The organism is Robinsoniella sp. (assembly GCF_034124845.1).
Genome location: NZ_JAWYAJ010000376.1, coordinates 1 through 16,625, shown reverse-complemented (window position 1 = coordinate 16,625; position 16,625 = coordinate 1). Strand labels below are relative to the sequence as shown.

Sequence of the window (16,625 nt, the reverse complement as noted above, 5' to 3'; positions counted from 1 at the left end):
CGGATTTATAAACCGCAGGATGGGGACCTTAAGCGGCGGTGAACAGCAGATGGTGGACTTTGCCAGAGCCAGAATGCAGCATACGCCCTGGCTGATTTTAGATGAACCAATGGCTTCGCTGGATTATAACAGGCAGCATGAATTTATGCATCGTCTGGTTCAATATGAGAAACGGTATGGACAGGGCATTCTCATGAGTGTTCATGACCCGAATTTTGTTCTGCGCTATGCAGACCGGGTGATTGTGATGGGACAAGGTGTAATTCAGGGCATAGTAAGCTGCAGGGAAGATGGATTTGAAAATAAGCTGACCGGGTTATTGAACAAATCATACGAAGGTCATTTACAATTAATAGAAAAAGATGATAAATATTTTTATTACTGGAAGGAGGAAACACATGTTTCGGGCAAAGGAATTTGTGAAAGCAGCGAGTCTTGAAGAGGCATATACGTTAAACCAAAAGAGAAGCAACGTCGTTCTGGGAGGTTTTGTATGGCTTAAGATGGGTGACAGGAATAAGCAGGCAGCGATTGATCTGTCTGGACTGGGATTGGATACAATTAAGGAGGGTGAGGGGGAATTTTCCATTGGAGCCATGTGTACGCTTCGCATGCTGGAAACCCACACGGGACTGAACAAAGCTTTTGGAGATATATTTAAAGAATGTACCCGCCATATTGTAGGCGTGCAGTTTCGCAATTGTGCCACTGTGGGAGGCAGCGTATACGGAAGATTCGGATTTTCGGATATCCTTACCTGTATGATGGCACTGGATACTTATGTGGAACTGTATAAGGGCGGGATCATTGCACTGAAAGACTTTGTAAATATGTCTAAGGATTCTGATATCCTGGTACGGGTGATAATCAAAAAGGATGGGCGCAAGGCGGCTTATCTGTCGGAGAGACAGACGAAGACAGATTTTCCGGTGATTGCCTGTTGTGTGGCAAAGGATCATGACCGGTGGTATGCGGCAGTGGGAGCCAGGCCTTATCGTGCGGTGCAGGTGACATATCCGGCGGATGAGACAGAGTCTATGATAGATCTAGCGGAAAAAGTATCCAAAGAATTTACTTACGGCAGCAATTTAAGAGGAAGTGCAGAATACAGAGAACATCTGGCAAAGGTATGTATCAGGCGCTGCGCCTGCAAAATTACAGGAGGTGAAGCATAAGCATGGAGATTAAATTTCAGTTAAACGGTAAACCGGTCACGGCAGTTATAGAAGCCGGAACTGTTCTATTAGATGTGGTTCGAGAAAAGGGCTGTTACAGCGTGAAAAGAGGATGTGAAACAGCAAACTGCGGCTTGTGTACCGTACTTGTAGACGGAACTCCGGTACTGTCCTGTTCCACACCTGCTCCACGGGTTAACGGCAGAAAAGTTACAACTCTTGAGGGCATGCAGGAAGAAGCAAAGGCATTTGGAACATATCTTGCAAATGAAGGTGCCGAACAGTGCGGATTTTGCAGCCCGGGATTTATTATGAATGTCCTTGCAATGGAAAAAGAATTAGAAAAACCAACCGAAGAGGAAATCAAAGAATACCTGGCAGGCAATCTTTGCCGCTGCACGGGATATATGGGACAGCTGCGGGCAATCCATAAATATTTGAACAGGGAAGCAGATGGGCACAAAGACGGGAGGAATGTATGGAAATGAAACAACGTTTGGTGAATACACCAGTAATGAAAAAAGATGCCATGGCATTGGTAACCGGACAGCCGGTATATACAGAAGATCTGGCGCCGAAGGACTGTCTGGTTGTAAAAGTACTCAGAAGCCCCCATGCCCATGCGCTGATTGAAGAAATTAAGACGTCGGCGGCACTTAAGGTTCCCGATATTGTAGGCATCTATACCTATGAGGATGTGCCGAAGAAGAGATTTACCATGGCTGGGCAGACCTTTCCGGAGCCAAGTCCGTATGACCGGCTGATTCTGGATCAGAGAGTCCGGTTTGTAGGAGATGCGGTGGCAATTGTTGCCGGTGAAACGGAAAATGCCGTGGACAGAGCTATGCGCCTGATTAAGGTAAAATACCAGGTCTGCGAACCGGTATTGGATATTCATAAAGCAAAAGGAAATAAAGTCTTAGTCCATCCGGAAGAAAACTGGAAAAGCCTCTGCCCGGTGGGAGCAGACAATAAACAGAATCTCTGTGCCCAGGCAAGTGATGAACACGGTGATGTGGAAAGCGTTCTGGAAAAATGCAGATACCGTGTGGAGCAGACGTATCACACCAAGGCGAACCAGCAGGCGATGATGGAAACCTTTCGGACATTCTCCTATATGGATGTCTATGGAAGGCTGAATATTGTGTCCTCTACGCAGGTTACCTTTCATGTAAGAAGAATTCTGTCACATGCACTGGACATACCCAAATCCAAGATTCGTGTCATAAAGCCCCGAATCGGTGGAGGTTTCGGCGCGAAACAGACTGTTGTCACAGAAGTTTATCCGGCTTTTGTAACCATGCAGACCGGAAGAGCAGCCAAGATTATTTATTCCCGTTATGAGTCACAGATTGCATCTTCTCCCCGGCATGAGATGGAAATCAAAGTAAGGCTGGGTGCAGATGAGGAAGGAATTATCCGGGCAATTGATGTCTATACTCTTTCCAACACCGGTGCTTATGGGGAACATGGACCTACTACGGTAGGGTTATCGGGACATAAATCCATACCGCTCTATGGGAAGCTGGATGCTTTTAAATTTGCCTACGATGTAGTTTATACCAATGTTATGTCAGCAGGCGCTTATCGCGGCTATGGGGCGACCCAAGGTATTTTTGCAGTGGAGTCGGCAGTGAATGAACTGGCGGCGCAGATGAAGATGGATCCGGTGGTACTCAGACAAAAAAACATGGTACAGGAAGGCCAGGTCATGCCTGCATATTATGGTGAAACGGCCAACAGCTGTGCCCTGGACCGCTGTATGGCACGATGCAGAGAGATGATCGGCTGGGACGGGAAATTTCCCCGTAAGGACATGGGAAATGGCAAAGTCAGAGGTGTAGGCGTAGCAATGGCTATGCAGGGTTCCTCTATTTCCAATGTGGATACCGCATCGGTTGCCATCAAAGTGAATGACGATGGATTTTACAGCCTAATGATTGGAGCTTCCGATATGGGAACAGGATGTGATACCATCCTGGCACAAATGGCTGCAGACTGTCTGAACTGCCATATGGAGGATATTGTCGTGCATGGCGTTGATACGGATATCTCCCCTTATGATTCCGGCTCCTATGCATCCAGTACCACTTACCTCACCGGTATGGCAGTGGTGAAAACGTGTGAAAGCCTGATTCGCAAAATCTGTGAAAAGGGTGCCGGTTATCTGGGGCTTAAGACGGAACAGGTAGATTTTGACGGGGAAAAAGTATATGAAACAGATGGTGAAAAATGCATCACTTTAAAAGATATCGGCAATTTTGTTATGTGCAACAACGAAGAGGCACTTATGGCTTCTGAAGCGCATTCGTCGACCGTATCACCGCCGCCGTTTATGGTTGGAATGGCGGAAGTGGAGATTGATAAGGAAACGGGACATATTGAGTTAATCGATTATGTGGCAGTCGTGGACTGCGGAACTGTGGTAAATACCAATCTTGCCAGAATCCAGGTAGAGGGCGGAATTGCCCAGGGGATCGGTATGGCGCTCTATGAAGATATTACCTATTCCGAAAAAGGGCAGATGTATCAGAATTCTTTTATGCAGTACAAGCTGCCAAGCAGACAGGATGTGGGAAATGTCCGGGTGGAATTTGAAAGCAGCTATGAGCCAACGGGTCCCTTTGGAGCAAAATCCATTGGAGAGATCGTAATAAATACACCGTCACCGGCGATTGCACATGCAGTGTACAACGCGGTGGGAGTGCAGATTCGGACACTCCCCATCACTTCCGAAAAAATATTTTTTCATATGCAGGAGAAAGATTCATGAACCTGGCATTGATCTTATTGGCGGCTGGAAACAGCCGCCGTTTTAAAAGCAATAAGCTGCTGCATCAGATTGGAGAGAATCCCATGTACCTCCATATTGTTAGAGAAATAGAAGCTTTGCCAGCAGATGTATTTGTATCAAAAATCATAGTGACCCAGTATCCAAGGATAGCGCAGGAAATGAAAAAAAGGGGATACTGTGTAATTCATAATCCTCACAGTGAATGGGGGATTTCTCATTCTATAAAATTAGGCATAGCAGCTGTCATCAGAGCTAACAAGGATGTGGACGGGATTTGCTTTGCAGTATGTGATCAGCCCTTTTTAACAGCGAAATCCATTCACAACCTGGTGGAAACCTGGCAGTCCTCGGATAAAGGCATTGCGTGTCTGAAATATCAGAGCCAGACTGGAAATCCGGTGATCTTCCACCGGAAATATAACGGGGAACTGATGAATCTGGATGGGGATACAGGAGGGAAAAGAGTTTTAAACCGCCATAAGCAGGATGTGGTATATTGTGAGCTTGCCGATGGGAAGGAATTAGAAGATATGGACAGCCTTTGATAGAGAAGCGGTCAGATGCAATGAAGCAGCCAGAATAGAACAGTCAAATAGGAGCAGCTAGAATCGTGCAGTCCCAATGGTATTGGCAGTATGGTGTTCAGACAAAATTGACACGCTGTACAGGGAATTTAAGGTCAGACAGGGCAAATAGTAGAAAAATATTTTCAGGATGGTAAATAATGAAAATATATATTATAATAAATCTGAGCATGTCTGAAAATTTAGTAAATCCGGTTACAACAGATAAAAAATGTGCAATCGGATTAAAGTGTTTGAAAAATCATTTCCGCCTTTTGTCAGAAAGCAATTTTCGACACGTATTAGGAAATTTTCAGGATGCGGATGAATACTAAATTGGATTTATGAGAGGAGCACTGTATTATGAAAGATGAATACATTGAATTCACCATCGGTAAGCAGAAGAGTATTGCCCTGATTGCCCATGATGGGAAAAAACAGGAATTAATTGAATGGTGTGAGGCAAATAAAGAAATTCTGAAAAATCATTTTCTCTGCGGAACAGGTACCACAGCCAGGATGATTACCGACAAGACAGGACTTCCTGTGAAAGGCTACAACAGCGGCCCATTAGGCGGAGATCAGCAGATCGGTGCTAAGATCGTAGAAGGCAACATTAACTTTGTAATTTTCTTTTCTGATCCTCTGGAAGCACAGCCTCATGATCCGGATGTTAAGGCACTTCTTAGAATTGCCCAGGTATATGACATCCCTATCGCGAATAACAAGGCTACGGCAGACTTTATGATCACTTCCAAATTCATGGATGGTGAGTATAATCATCAGGTCATCAATTTCAAGAGAAATATTCAGGAAAGAGCCAAAACATTATAAGAGATGTTCGAAAATGAATAGGTTAGAAAAATAAAAGTCTTTTTTCCGGAAAACTGTGGAAAAAAGACTTTTTTGTATGGTGACATTGTTATGGAAGAGTCTTAGAGCGTGTTTCAAACACGCTCTAAGCCCCATTGCCGGCAATTTCCTTTATATTTTTTTCAGTATAAAATGTACATAGCAGGAACAGCCAATAATTAGGCTGCCTGACAGCACGAACAAAAACTGCATACCGTTTACAGCCATGCCAAACAGACTTCCGGAAGGCAAAATGGTTAACAGTGCAGCACCTAAAAGGCTGGATGCAAATCCGATCATTCCGGCATAGGCACTGTTGGCACCAACAAAGAGCATTTGTTTATTATCCGGTGCATACTGATACTGTACGTTAAATACGGAAATGGCAATTCCGCCCCAGGCGATCCCGGATAGGGACTGAAGAATGGGCTGCAGAACCAGACAGGTTTCTTTGGTCATAAAGAACCAGCTGATGTGTACACATCCAAGAAGCAGCATGGAGGTTTTGGTTACCCAAAGCCAGGATTTGCGGTCCGCCAGTCTTCCCCAGATGCCGGAAGCAAATACCCTGGATAAAGATGCAATGAGTCCCAGAAATGTCATATAGGTGTAATCCAGATTCAGCCCGGTTACCATATATACACTGAAAAATGGTGCAGCAATCTGGAGTCCCAGATTCCAGAATCCATAAAAACCAATTATTTTGCGGAAGCCCTTATTTTTTAGCGGTTCTGTAAAAACGTGTTTCAGGCGGGTGGGTTCTTTGGATTCCTCTGCTACCGGTTCTTTGGCGGAGGAAAAACAATAAAAATCTACAAAAGTCATGGCAAGGACTGCGAGACCGATTGTTAAAAAACCTGCCTGTTCGGCATTCTGGCCGCGGAACCAGTCCAGAAGTTTTCCCATGGAAAGAGACACAATGGTGGTAAAAGCCAGTGCCTTGGCATCCCGCTTACCAAGATAAGATCCAAGCTCTCTTCCAGGTACCAGGTTTCTAAGCCAGTTTCCTGCTCCTGTTCCGATAAATGCTCCGCATCCATGTGCTGCTGCGAAAATGCCTACGACTGCGGCAAGACGAAAGGCAGGTTCTCTGACAAACAGAGGCACAAAGAAAATCAGTGTCAGCAGCAGGCGGTGCATCAGAGCAAGAAATGCGATGATAAATTTCTTCTCACGGAGGTTTTCCAGAACCACCGTAGAAAAAAGCTGTACTACGCAGAGCAATGTGGGGATTGCTCCGATAATTCCATTTAAAGAGTCATCGGCTCCCATCATACTGGCGTATCCGGAGAGGAAAGCTCCGCTGGTAAGGGCGAGCACCCCGTTTGCCATACTTCCTTCCAAGACGAAGAGGCTGCGGGCTCTTTTAAAATCGGCTTCATTCATTGGCTGACGGCTGTAATAGGTATCAGAAATAAATGTTCTCATGTGGGTTATAGCGTACATGATAAAAATACCCTTTCTTTTTTTCACAATATTTGATATTCTGTATGTAATTTGAAGCACTATTTACCCGATCTCTTCATAGAGTATCACTTGAAGATAAGCTATAGGCGCCAGTTTGTAAAACAGCGGCTGAATGCTGCCCCGGCAGAAGACAACTTCGTATGGGTTAGGGAAGTTGCTGCTTGCAGGCTTGTTTGTGAACCGTAACTGCGCTTTCACATTAACTCTATTTTGTCATTAACAGGCGTTTTCTACAAGAAGAGAAATGGCAATAAAAACATGAAAATTCCAACTTTTCAAAACACATGGGAGGAAATGATGGAAAGCTTTTTACACTTGAAGGGAATTCTTCCGGTTACAGCATGGAATGCCGGATATTTTAAGAGCAGGGGACTTGGGACCCATGCAGACAGGACAATCGATTCCTTTGAAATCATATATGTGAATTCAGGTACACTAGGAATTTATGAGGAAGGGAAGAAATTTGAAGTGCCAAAAGGGCATGCATTGATATTATTTCCCGGCAGACATCACTGGGGAAGCAGACAGTTTGAGAAAGACCTTACTTTTTACTGGATTCATTTTCAGATAGATAAAAAATCGGAAGCGGGGGATGATATGATGTCATTGCCCCAATTGGTGCGCCTTGCAAAGCCGGAACAATTTGTGGAGCTCTTCCGGCGCTTTAAATTACGTCAGGAACGGTGCTCTGAAGACAGAACGGTATTAAATTTGATACTGCTTGAAATTTTATGTGAGTTATCCGACTCGGCATATCCGCTTGAAATCAGTACAACTAAGGTAGTACTGGCTAACCAGGCGGATCAGTATATCCGTCTGCATTTAAATGAGACGCTGTCATCGAATCTGATTGCAGAGGCATTATCCTGTAATCCGGATTATCTGGGGCGTATATATCATGAGATTTATAATAAGACCCTGACGGCAGCAATTCATACATACCGTTTGAATAAGGCAAGCCGGCTCCTCATAGAAACCAGTGCCAATGTAAATGAGATCGCGGACCTGTGCGGCTATCCGGATGCCGATTATTTTCGGAAAAATTTTAAAAAGTATCGGGGAATGACGCCCAAAGAGTATCGTCAGACTTACTGTCTGGTCTCTACTGATATTGAGGAATAAGGCAGGATCCCGGGCGTTATATCAGGTTTTTTACAGAAGCACGTTCCACCAGTTCTACGTCCAGGTTGATTTGCCGGGGGGAGGCATCTTTGTTTTCTAACTGCTGAAAGAGCAGGCTTGTGGCTGATTTTGCTTTTTTGATGATATCCTGGCGGATGGTGGTAAGAGGCGGTGTGATCTGGCGGCTCAGGGGAAAATCATCGAACCCGATTACGGAAATATCTTCGGGAACACTGATATCGTATTTTTTAAATCCCTCAATCAGTGAGAAGGCGATCTGGTCTGCCGTAACAAACAGACCGGTTACTTCAGACAAAAGAGGTTTTAATTTCAGGGCAAGGGAGGGATCGTTTACCGGATCACGAAGGGGAAAAATAAGTTCTTTTTTTAAAGGGCAGCCGTGTGCTGCCAGTACCTCCTGAAACCCCTTTAAGCGCTGTTCCACAACACCATTTTTCTGTGTAATCTCTGGGCTGATAAATGCCAGGGAAGTATGACCTTTCTTTATGAAATATTCTGCAGCTAGTCTGCCGCCCTTATAATCGTCAATCCCCACATTTGTGATCTGGTTTAAGGGACTGTAACTGTCGGTGAAGACCAGTGGTATTTTATTTGCCTCCAGGATTTCACTCATGACAGAATCAAATCCGCCCACGAAAATGGCGCCTTCCACATTCCAGGAGCGCAGGCTGTAAGTGACATCTTTGTAGTCCCTTACATAGCGCAGAATCAAAAAATAACCTTTTTCCTGCACATAGCGGGTTATTTCGCCCAGAAAAATGGCGTGGTAAGAGTCTTCCAGAGGATTGCCGTCTCCATGGTATAACATGAGAAGGGCAATCAGTCTGGAGGATTTCGCCGCCAGAGCACGGGCAGAGGAATTGGGAACGTAGCCCCGCTTTGCAGCAATTTCCTTTATTCTAACAGCGGTTTTTTCTGAGACTTTTGTTGTATTTCCATTCATAACGCGGGACACGGTCATGATGCTGACGCCCGCCTCTTCGGCAATATCTTTTAATGTGATCATAGGTTACCTCTTTCCTTATCCCGGAGCATATCAAAATGTTTGGAGCAGATTAGATATTCCACGTTGTGGAATGTAACGATGCAGTTTAAACTTTATGGAATAGACATATTATACAAATTTTATTTGGGAAAATCAAGATATTGTACAAAGTTAAAAAAGGTTATTGACATTGTTAAATGTGGGTGTTATGTTTATATCAAGAATTAGGTTAACGCTAACCTATATTTGGCTGAGGAAATAAAAATATAGATAATTAAGAAAGGAATTAACATGATGGATCCGATTTATAAAATTGATGCCTGCCCTTTATGCAGTGAGGGGAGTGTCGTTCTTGGAGAACATTACCGTATTACCGTTTTAACATCCCAGCTCATCCGTCTGGAATATAGCGAAGATGGAAGATTTGAAGACAGGCCGACACAGAGTGTGTGGAATCGCAATTTTCCAGTTCCCAAGTTTCAGGTATTTGATAAGGGAGGGAACCTGGAAATCGTAACTGAATTTATACATATGATTTATAACAAAGAGAAATTTTCCTCCAATGGGTTGTCACTGCAGGTCAGCGGCAAGGGATGTACCACGCATAATATCTGGCATTTCGGAGAGGAAGCGACGGATCTATTAGGAACCGCCAGAACCCTGGATGAGGCAGACGGTGCGATTCCGCTGGATCACGGACTGATCTCAAGAAATGGATATGCGGTTATGGATGACAGCAGATCATTGTTACTTACGGAAGAAAACTGGGTAGAGCCACGTAAAAGCGAAGTCATGGATTATTATTTCTTTGGCTATGGACACGAATATGAGAAATGCCTGAAAGACTTTTACCACCTCTGTGGGAGGACGCCGCTGCTTCCCAGATTTGTATTCGGTAACTGGTGGAGCCGTTACCACAAATATACAGAAGAAGAGTATAAGGAATTAATCCTGCGTTTTGAAAGAGAGAATATACCTTTTTCCGTAGCAGTTGTTGACATGGATTGGCATCTGGTGGATGTGGATCCCAAATACGGAAGTGGATGGACGGGATATACCTGGAATAAAGACTTCTTCCCGGATCCCGGGGAATTCATGGAATGGCTTCATGCGCATCATCTGAAAATCACATTGAACGTACATCCGGCAGATGGAGTCAGGGCTTTTGAAGAACCTTATCCGGCTATGGCTAAAGAACTGGGGGTGGACTGGGAAAAAGAAGAGACAATCAACTTTGATGTAACCAGCCAGGAATTTTTAAATGCCTATTTTAAATATCTCCATCATCCCAATGAAGAGAAGGGCGTGGATTTTTGGTGGCTGGACTGGCAGCAGGGAACGAATACGGCGATAGAAGGACTGGATCCTCTGTGGATGCTGAACCATTATCATTATCTGGACAGCAGGCGTCAGGGAAAAAGAGCATTGACTTTTTCCAGATATGCCGGTCTTGGAAGCCACCGGTATCCGGTTGGGTTTTCAGGGGATACGGTTATCTCCTGGGAATCGCTGGACTTTCAGCCTTACTTCACGGCAAATGCCAGCAATGCAGGCTATGGCTGGTGGAGCCATGACATAGGCGGCCACATGTTTGGCTACCGGGACGATGAATTGTCAGCGAGATGGGTTCAATACGGGGTATTTTCACCAATATTGAGACTGCATAGTACGGCTAATCTATTTTCCGGAAAGGAACCCTGGAAATATAATAAAATTGCAGAAAGTATCATGAAGAAATATCTGAAACTGCGGCACGAACTGATTCCTTATCTCTATACCATGAACCGCTATGCCAGCCGTGAAGGGCAGCCGCTGGTACGCCCCATGTATTACCTGGAGCCGGAGCAGAAGGAAGCTTATGAAGTTCCAAATGAATATTATTTTGGTACGGAACTGATTGCCTGCCCGATTACAAAACCTGTGGATAAAAAAGCTGCAGCGGCGTCCTTTACCGCATGGCTGCCGAAGGGTATCTGGTACGATATATTTAACGGAAGGATTTATGAGGGAGGAAGAAAACTGTCCCTGTACAGGGGAATGGAGGATATTCCGGTATTTGCACGGGCAGGGGCAATTGTACCTTTGGCAGATCTGGAAGAATATACAAATTCCACTGCGAATCCCGAAAAACTGAAGGTTGCCATTTATGCAGGAGCAGAAGGGATATTCCATCTATATGAAGATGATGGAGACAGTCCGGAGGATCTGGATGAAAATTGGGCTGATACAGAGATGACATTTACATGGAATGAAAAAAAGGTATTTATCATCGGTGCCGCAAAAGGTAATACAGCGGTTCTTCCACGGGAAAGATCCTATACGCTGGAATTCACGGGGATTACTAATGGAGGGGCATCTGTTCTGACAGGCGGCAGGCAGATTGAGGTCAATGTCAACTATGACGAGATCAGACACACTTTAACCGTCAGAATTCCGAAAATAGCGGTTACAGAGGAAATTACCGTAATCCTTGAGGGAAAAGTGGAATTGGCACAAAACGATGTGCTTAAAGAGACCTTTGCTTATCTGGAAAAAACGCAGTTAGAATATAATCTGAAAGAAGAAATTTATTTCATCGTAAGAGATGCGGCGAATGCGCTTCATGCTGTATCGGCATTGCAGGCATTGGGGCTGGATGAGATGGTATTTGGAGCTTTGTGTGAGATTTTAACCGCAAAGCAGTCGATTTCAAACCAATAAAATATATTCTAAAAAATTAAATTATTAAAATGAAACCAATAAAGTGAAACTATTAAAGTCAAACTTTTAAAATCAAACTTTTAAATTCAATTTTTAAAATCAAACTTTTGAAAACAAACTTTTGAAATCAAACTTCTAAATCAAACGAATAAAACGTAATAAAATAGAAATAAAATAAGCACAGCCGGGAGAACAAAAAATATTGTTCCCGGCTGCGCTTGTTTTTTTCATCAAGTGTACTATTTCCTATGGCTCCTGATTGCCTTTAATATCTGAATAATCGGAAGGTTTACAAGAGCTAAACCATAAATGGTAAAGAGCTGCTGCATACTCAGGTCAGCTACCTTAAATACGCTGTGTAAGCCTGGTGTCAGGAGAACCGCGTTAATTAGGACAAAGCCGATTAAGAATGCGCCGATCAAAAACTTATTATTAAAGAATTTTCTTGTAAAGATTACGGGATGGTCGGATTTGCTGTTGAATCCATGTACCAGTCTGGCCATGCAAAGTGTTCCGAATGCCATCGTACTTCCTACGGTTGCACCGCCCATACTGTTGCCAAGTAAGAAAGCGATCATGGTAGTGGCACCGATGGAAAGCCCTTCCACGCCAATGCCAACCAGAAAATCTTTTGTCAGGATGGATTCATTTTTAGGACGGGGTTTTTCTTTCATTACATCGCCGGTATGAGGCTCAAGTCCCAGGGCGATAGCGGGAAGGCTGTCAGTCAGCAAGTTAATAAACAGCAGGTGTACCGGTGCAAATGGTACCGGCAGAGCCATAATAGATGCGTAAAGTACAGCCAAAATTGCACCAAAGTTACCGGATAAGAGGAATTTGATGGAATTCTTAATGTTGGCATAGACATTACGTCCATTTTCCACTGCTTTTACAATAGTAGCAAAATTGTCATCGGTTAACACCATGGAGGCTGCATCTTTTGCAACTTCACTTCCGGTAATACCCATTGCAACACCGATATCCGCCTGTTTAAGGGCAGGGGCATCGTTTACGCCATCACCTGTCATGGATACGATATTTCCCTTATTCTGCCATGCACGGACAATACGGATTTTATGTTCCGGCGAAACACGGGCATAGACACTGATGTGTTCTACAAAATCTTCCAGATCTGAATCGGAGAGATTTTCAATTTCTGCCCCCTCGCATGCTTCGGAGATATCTTTTAAAATACCGATTCTTTTAGCGATAGCAGCAGCAGTAATTTTGTGGTCACCGGTAATCATAATCGGTTTAATGCCTGCCTGAATACATTTTGAAACCGCTTCTGCAGATTCCTCACGGGGAGGATCCATCATGGAAATGAGTCCCAGGAACGTAAGGTCATCTTCAAAATCCAGGGAAAGAGAAGCTGGTGCAGGAAGGACTTTATATGCAAATGCCAGAACACGCAGTCCGTTCATGGAGTAGTGTTCGTTCATTACAGCAAGATCTTCTGCATCTTCCGTTGTAAACGGACAGGCTTCGCCTTTTTTCTGAATGGAAGAGAGGCGGTTGCTCAGAACATCCACAGCACCTTTTGTAATCATGATGATACGCCCGTCTATGTTGTGTAAGGTGGACATCAGCTTACGATCACTGTCAAACGGTATTTCACTGATACGGGGGAATTTGGCGCGTGTAGGAAGTGCTTGCACACCGACCTTGTCACCCAGGTTAATCAGTGCGGTTTCCGTAGGATCACCGATTTCTTTTCCGTCCAGATTGGTAGAGTCATTACAAAGGATACTGGAATACAATAATTGTTTCTGGAAGGTATCCCCAGGATCGATGTCTTTGGCGGCAATGTTCTTACCATCGATATAGTAGTTTTCTACAGTCATTTTGTTCTGAGTAAGCGTACCTGTTTTATCGGAACAGATAATAGAAACACTGCCCAGTCCTTCCACAGCCTGCAGCTTTCTGACAATGGCATGTTCCGCCGCCATTTTCTGTGTTCCAAAAGAAAGTACAATGGTTACAATGGAACTCAGAGCTTCCGGGATAGCAGCTACCGCTAATGCTATGGCAAATAAGAAAGAGTCTCCGATTGGATTACCACGGAAAATATTGATACCAAATACCAGAGCGCAGACTACTAAAATAAGTATGGACAGCTTCTGTCCAAAGTTATCCAGATTCACCTGAAGTGGTGTCTTTTTCTCAGAAGTGGATTTTAACAGGCTTGCAATTTTTCCTACTTCTGTTTCCATACCAATTGCAGTTACCAGGAATGATCCTCTTCCGTAAGTTACGAAACTGCCGGAAAACAACATATTTGTCTGGTCACCTAAAGGTTTTTCACCGGAAAGTACCTGATCTGTCTTTTCTACGCTGACACAGTCTCCGGTAAGGGCGCTTTCATTAATTTTAAGGCTTGCATTTTCAATAATACGTCCATCAGCAGGAATGTAATTACCGGCTTCTAATACAACCAGGTCACCGATGGTTACTTCGGCAGATGGAATTTCATGTACAATACCGTCTCGCATAACTTTAGCAGTAGGAGCTGACAGCGTTTTTAAACTATCCAGTGACTGTTCTGCTTTAAGCGTCTGGACGGTACCTAATATTGCGTTTATGGTAATTACAACAAGAATTACAATTGTGCTTTCAATATCTCCTAAAAATCCGGATACGACAGCGGCAACGATTAAGATAATAACTAAGAAATCTTTGAATTGTTCCAGAAATATCTGTAAAGTACTTTTCTTTTTTCCCTCAACCAGAACATTTTTTCCGTATTTGTTCTGATTTGCAATGGCTTTATCAGTGGTCAGATATTCACTGCTGCCATTTACCTGTTCCATAACTTCTTCTTTGGAAAGGGTGTAATAATTCTTCATATGAATGCCTCCTTTATATGGTTCCTTGTATGCATAAAAAAAACGATACCCCTATTGCATACAATTCACGCTGCAATAAAAGTCTCGCTACTTAGTTACGATACGGATGGAAACCATCGTACTGACGACATCGTAAACACTCTCGTGTTAGCTACTCCCTTTTACTTCTTTAATAAAGATAAGACAAAAATGAGAAAATGTCAAGGGAAAAATATTTTTTCAATCTGGCAGAGTTGTATTTGCAGCATTATAGCAGTAGTATTTGACAAAAAAGTGGAAATTACTCAAAAGTTTTCGATAAATGTGGGAATGAGTGAGACGAATAAACTAAATATGATAACAAATGGAATTCCCAATAAAATTATCTGTGTGTTGCTAAGCAGTGTAATGCCGTTTGAGGAATATTTAAAAAATATCCTCATATAAAGCCAAAGTATGATGATGATAATAAATGCAATGAATATAGTAATCTGCAGCCACATATAACATTGATTTCTTAATGCAAGATCAAGGATCCGGCTATTTACATAAAAACTGGGTTGAAAGGATAATAATCCTCCAGTGGTAAAAACCACCATAACCAGAATGGACTCCAACTTTAAACTTTTATGTTTTAAAATGTATAGACAGGGGACCATGCACATAATCGCGATAAAGTCGTAAATATTAAAGTAGCTTAGGATAAACAGAATTTGATTTATTTGTATCACCTGCTCTCGGTTTCTGCCAAAAATACCATAAGGGGGTTTATGCCGGTAACTGAAAAAAGTTCTCAAATCAGGTACCTCGGACTGCATATGAGTGAAGTTATAAATAATAATGTGGGAACTCATTAATAAAAGAAGTATAAGGAATACTTGAATTAGTGCGATTATTTCTATGGGTTTATTCTGACTATGGTAGTTATTTTTCATTATGTTTTCCTTCTGTATTATAAATGTTTTTCCTTGTGCTTTTACGGGTTCATTTTACAATTCTTTAGTATATGTATGTTCATAAATGTATTGAATTGTTGATTTCTAGTTATGAATCATGAAACTTTGCTTCCTAAGGGCTTGGAAGGTATTATTTACATTTGTATTTTAGCTAATGATATAAAATTTGCAAACATGCTCTTTGACGGGGAGTGGCGGCTCATAGTTAATGGTTGCGCATTCTGTATTTATCGACTATATTATTAATAGTTGTTAATTTAAAATAGTATAAAGGAAAACAATAGTGATCAAGAAAAAAAACAATACGTTAGAAATGACAGACCAGGTATCCGGATTTCGTGAAATAGAGAAGAGTGTGATTGAACAATTAGGTGCCGGGATTACATTATACGAACATGAAAAGAGTGGTGCCCAGGTAGCATGTATAAAAAACGATGATAAGGAACTGGGATTTAATATTATTTATAAGACTCCTTATGTGGATGAAACGGATACGAATCACGTATTTGAACATGCAATTCTGGCATCTTCCCAAAAATATCCCAGCAAAGATATCTTTTTTGATATGGGCAATAAGAGCTATAATACTTTTTTCAATGCCTTTACGTATCCTACGTTCACCATCTATCCGCTGTGCAGTAAGAGTGAGGATCAGCTAATCAAAATGATGGATGTTTACTTAAGCTGTATGGTCAGTCCGGATATATGCAAGGATAAGAATTTTTTCAAAAGGGAAGCGCTGCGGTACGAACTGGAGGATATGGACAGCCCTCTTTTGATGAAGGGAACGGTACTCAGTGAAGACTTTGGCTTTTTGACAGATGTGGAGAGCAATGCAGATGATAACGTGATTCATGCATTGTATCCCGGAATGTATGCCTCAAACTGTATTGGGAAGGCACATCTGAATTATAAGGAACTTACCTATGAGCATGCATTAGAGACTTATGACCGTTTTTATTCTTTTGGCAATAGCCTGATCATACTTTATGGGGACATGAATTTTGAGAGAGTCATGAACTATTTAGAGAAAGAATACCTTTCAAAAGCAGAAAAAAAGCAGATAGATTTAAGCAGATATACCAATGAGCAGGTAAATCCAGGATTTGTGGAGGAGATCGTGGAGAGTCCGGCATATGAAGATGATAATACAGAGCATGCGGCT

12 protein-coding genes are annotated in these 16,625 nt (G+C 42.8%); 9 read left to right on the top strand and 3 right to left on the bottom strand.

The window, feature by feature from the left end; all coding sequences use genetic code 11:
• From ACH2DQ_RS19050 to ACH2DQ_RS19025, 6 genes are all read left to right on the top strand, one after another.
• Nucleotides 1–439, top strand: a 439-nt coding sequence (locus tag ACH2DQ_RS19050; RefSeq protein WP_395027863.1) for an ATP-binding cassette domain-containing protein, incomplete at its 5' end; no start/stop codon positions are given.
• Nucleotides 399–1,175 carry an FAD binding domain-containing protein gene (locus ACH2DQ_RS19045; protein ID WP_395027861.1) on the top strand — a complete coding sequence of 259 codons (777 nt, stop codon included), beginning with the start codon at nucleotides 399–401 and terminating at the stop codon, nucleotides 1,173–1,175. The genes ACH2DQ_RS19050 and ACH2DQ_RS19045, both read left to right, overlap by 41 nt.
• 2 nt (nucleotides 1,176–1,177) lie before the next feature.
• Entirely contained in the window at nucleotides 1,178–1,663 is a 486-nt protein-coding gene (locus ACH2DQ_RS19040; protein WP_394915570.1) for a (2Fe-2S)-binding protein, read from the top strand.
• Nucleotides 1,654–3,948: a xanthine dehydrogenase family protein molybdopterin-binding subunit gene (locus ACH2DQ_RS19035; RefSeq protein WP_394915571.1), complete on the top strand. Its 2,295-nt coding sequence runs from the start codon at nucleotides 1,654–1,656 to the stop codon at nucleotides 3,946–3,948. The genes ACH2DQ_RS19040 and ACH2DQ_RS19035 overlap by 10 nt, the downstream gene beginning before the upstream one ends.
• The gene (locus tag ACH2DQ_RS19030; RefSeq protein ID WP_394915572.1) at nucleotides 3,945–4,514 is read left to right on the top strand and encodes an NTP transferase domain-containing protein; all 570 of its coding nucleotides are present in this window, start codon (nucleotides 3,945–3,947) and stop codon (nucleotides 4,512–4,514) included. Before ACH2DQ_RS19035 ends, ACH2DQ_RS19030 begins: the two co-directional genes overlap by 4 nt.
• Nucleotides 4,515–4,895: 381 nt before the next feature.
• Nucleotides 4,896–5,366 (top strand): methylglyoxal synthase, encoded by a 471-nt coding sequence (locus ACH2DQ_RS19025; RefSeq protein ID WP_394915868.1) that lies wholly within the window; start codon nucleotides 4,896–4,898, stop codon nucleotides 5,364–5,366.
• 150 nt (nucleotides 5,367–5,516) lie between these two features.
• Here the strand turns inward: ACH2DQ_RS19025 and ACH2DQ_RS19020 are convergent, their stop codons facing one another.
• A complete protein-coding gene (locus ACH2DQ_RS19020) occupies nucleotides 5,517–6,857 on the bottom strand; it encodes an MFS transporter (RefSeq protein ID WP_394915867.1) in 1,341 nt (446 codons plus the stop codon).
• 288 nt (nucleotides 6,858–7,145) lie between these two features.
• Here ACH2DQ_RS19020 and ACH2DQ_RS19015 point away from each other — a divergent pair, with 288 nt between their 5' ends.
• Nucleotides 7,146–7,973, top strand: coding sequence for an AraC family transcriptional regulator (locus tag ACH2DQ_RS19015; protein ID WP_395027857.1), 828 nt, complete (start codon nucleotides 7,146–7,148; stop codon nucleotides 7,971–7,973).
• A 16-nt stretch (nucleotides 7,974–7,989) separates the two neighbouring features.
• Here the strand turns inward: ACH2DQ_RS19015 and ACH2DQ_RS19010 are convergent, their stop codons facing one another.
• Nucleotides 7,990–9,000: a LacI family DNA-binding transcriptional regulator gene (locus ACH2DQ_RS19010; protein ID WP_394915865.1), complete on the bottom strand. Its 1,011-nt coding sequence runs from the start codon at nucleotides 8,998–9,000 to the stop codon at nucleotides 7,990–7,992.
• A gap of 273 nt (nucleotides 9,001–9,273) precedes the next feature.
• Between ACH2DQ_RS19010 and ACH2DQ_RS19005 the strand changes: the two genes are divergently transcribed.
• Complete coding sequence (locus ACH2DQ_RS19005; protein WP_394915869.1) at nucleotides 9,274–11,679, top strand: TIM-barrel domain-containing protein; 2,406 nt, start codon at nucleotides 9,274–9,276, stop codon at nucleotides 11,677–11,679.
• Nucleotides 11,680–11,918: 239 nt separating this feature from the next.
• On the opposite strand, the gene ACH2DQ_RS19000 is transcribed toward ACH2DQ_RS19005, so the two are convergent.
• A complete protein-coding gene (locus tag ACH2DQ_RS19000) occupies nucleotides 11,919–14,525 on the bottom strand; it encodes a cation-translocating P-type ATPase (protein ID WP_395027855.1) in 2,607 nt (868 codons plus the stop codon).
• 1,218 nt (nucleotides 14,526–15,743) lie between these two features.
• Between ACH2DQ_RS19000 and ACH2DQ_RS18995 the strand changes: the two genes are divergently transcribed.
• On the top strand, nucleotides 15,744–16,625 hold an 882-nt coding region (locus ACH2DQ_RS18995; protein ID WP_395027853.1), incomplete at its 3' end, for an insulinase family protein.

Excerpts from the sequence above, each read along its gene's own strand:
- ACH2DQ_RS19045 (WP_395027861.1), top strand. The coding sequence starts at position 399 with ATGTTTCGGGCAAAGGAATTTGTGAAAGCAGCGAGTCTTGAAGAGGCA.
- ACH2DQ_RS19040 (WP_394915570.1), top strand. The coding sequence starts at position 1,178 with ATGGAGATTAAATTTCAGTTAAACGGTAAACCGGTCACGGCAGTTATA.
- ACH2DQ_RS19035 (WP_394915571.1), top strand. The coding sequence starts at position 1,654 with ATGGAAATGAAACAACGTTTGGTGAATACACCAGTAATGAAAAAAGAT.
- ACH2DQ_RS19030 (WP_394915572.1), top strand. The coding sequence starts at position 3,945 with ATGAACCTGGCATTGATCTTATTGGCGGCTGGAAACAGCCGCCGTTTT.
- ACH2DQ_RS19025 (WP_394915868.1), top strand. The coding sequence starts at position 4,896 with ATGAAAGATGAATACATTGAATTCACCATCGGTAAGCAGAAGAGTATT.
- ACH2DQ_RS19015 (WP_395027857.1), top strand. The coding sequence starts at position 7,146 with ATGATGGAAAGCTTTTTACACTTGAAGGGAATTCTTCCGGTTACAGCA.
- ACH2DQ_RS19010 (WP_394915865.1), bottom strand. The coding sequence starts at position 9,000 with ATGATCACATTAAAAGATATTGCCGAAGAGGCGGGCGTCAGCATCATG.
- ACH2DQ_RS19005 (WP_394915869.1), top strand. The coding sequence starts at position 9,274 with ATGGATCCGATTTATAAAATTGATGCCTGCCCTTTATGCAGTGAGGGG.
- ACH2DQ_RS19000 (WP_395027855.1), bottom strand. The coding sequence starts at position 14,525 with ATGAAGAATTATTACACCCTTTCCAAAGAAGAAGTTATGGAACAGGTA.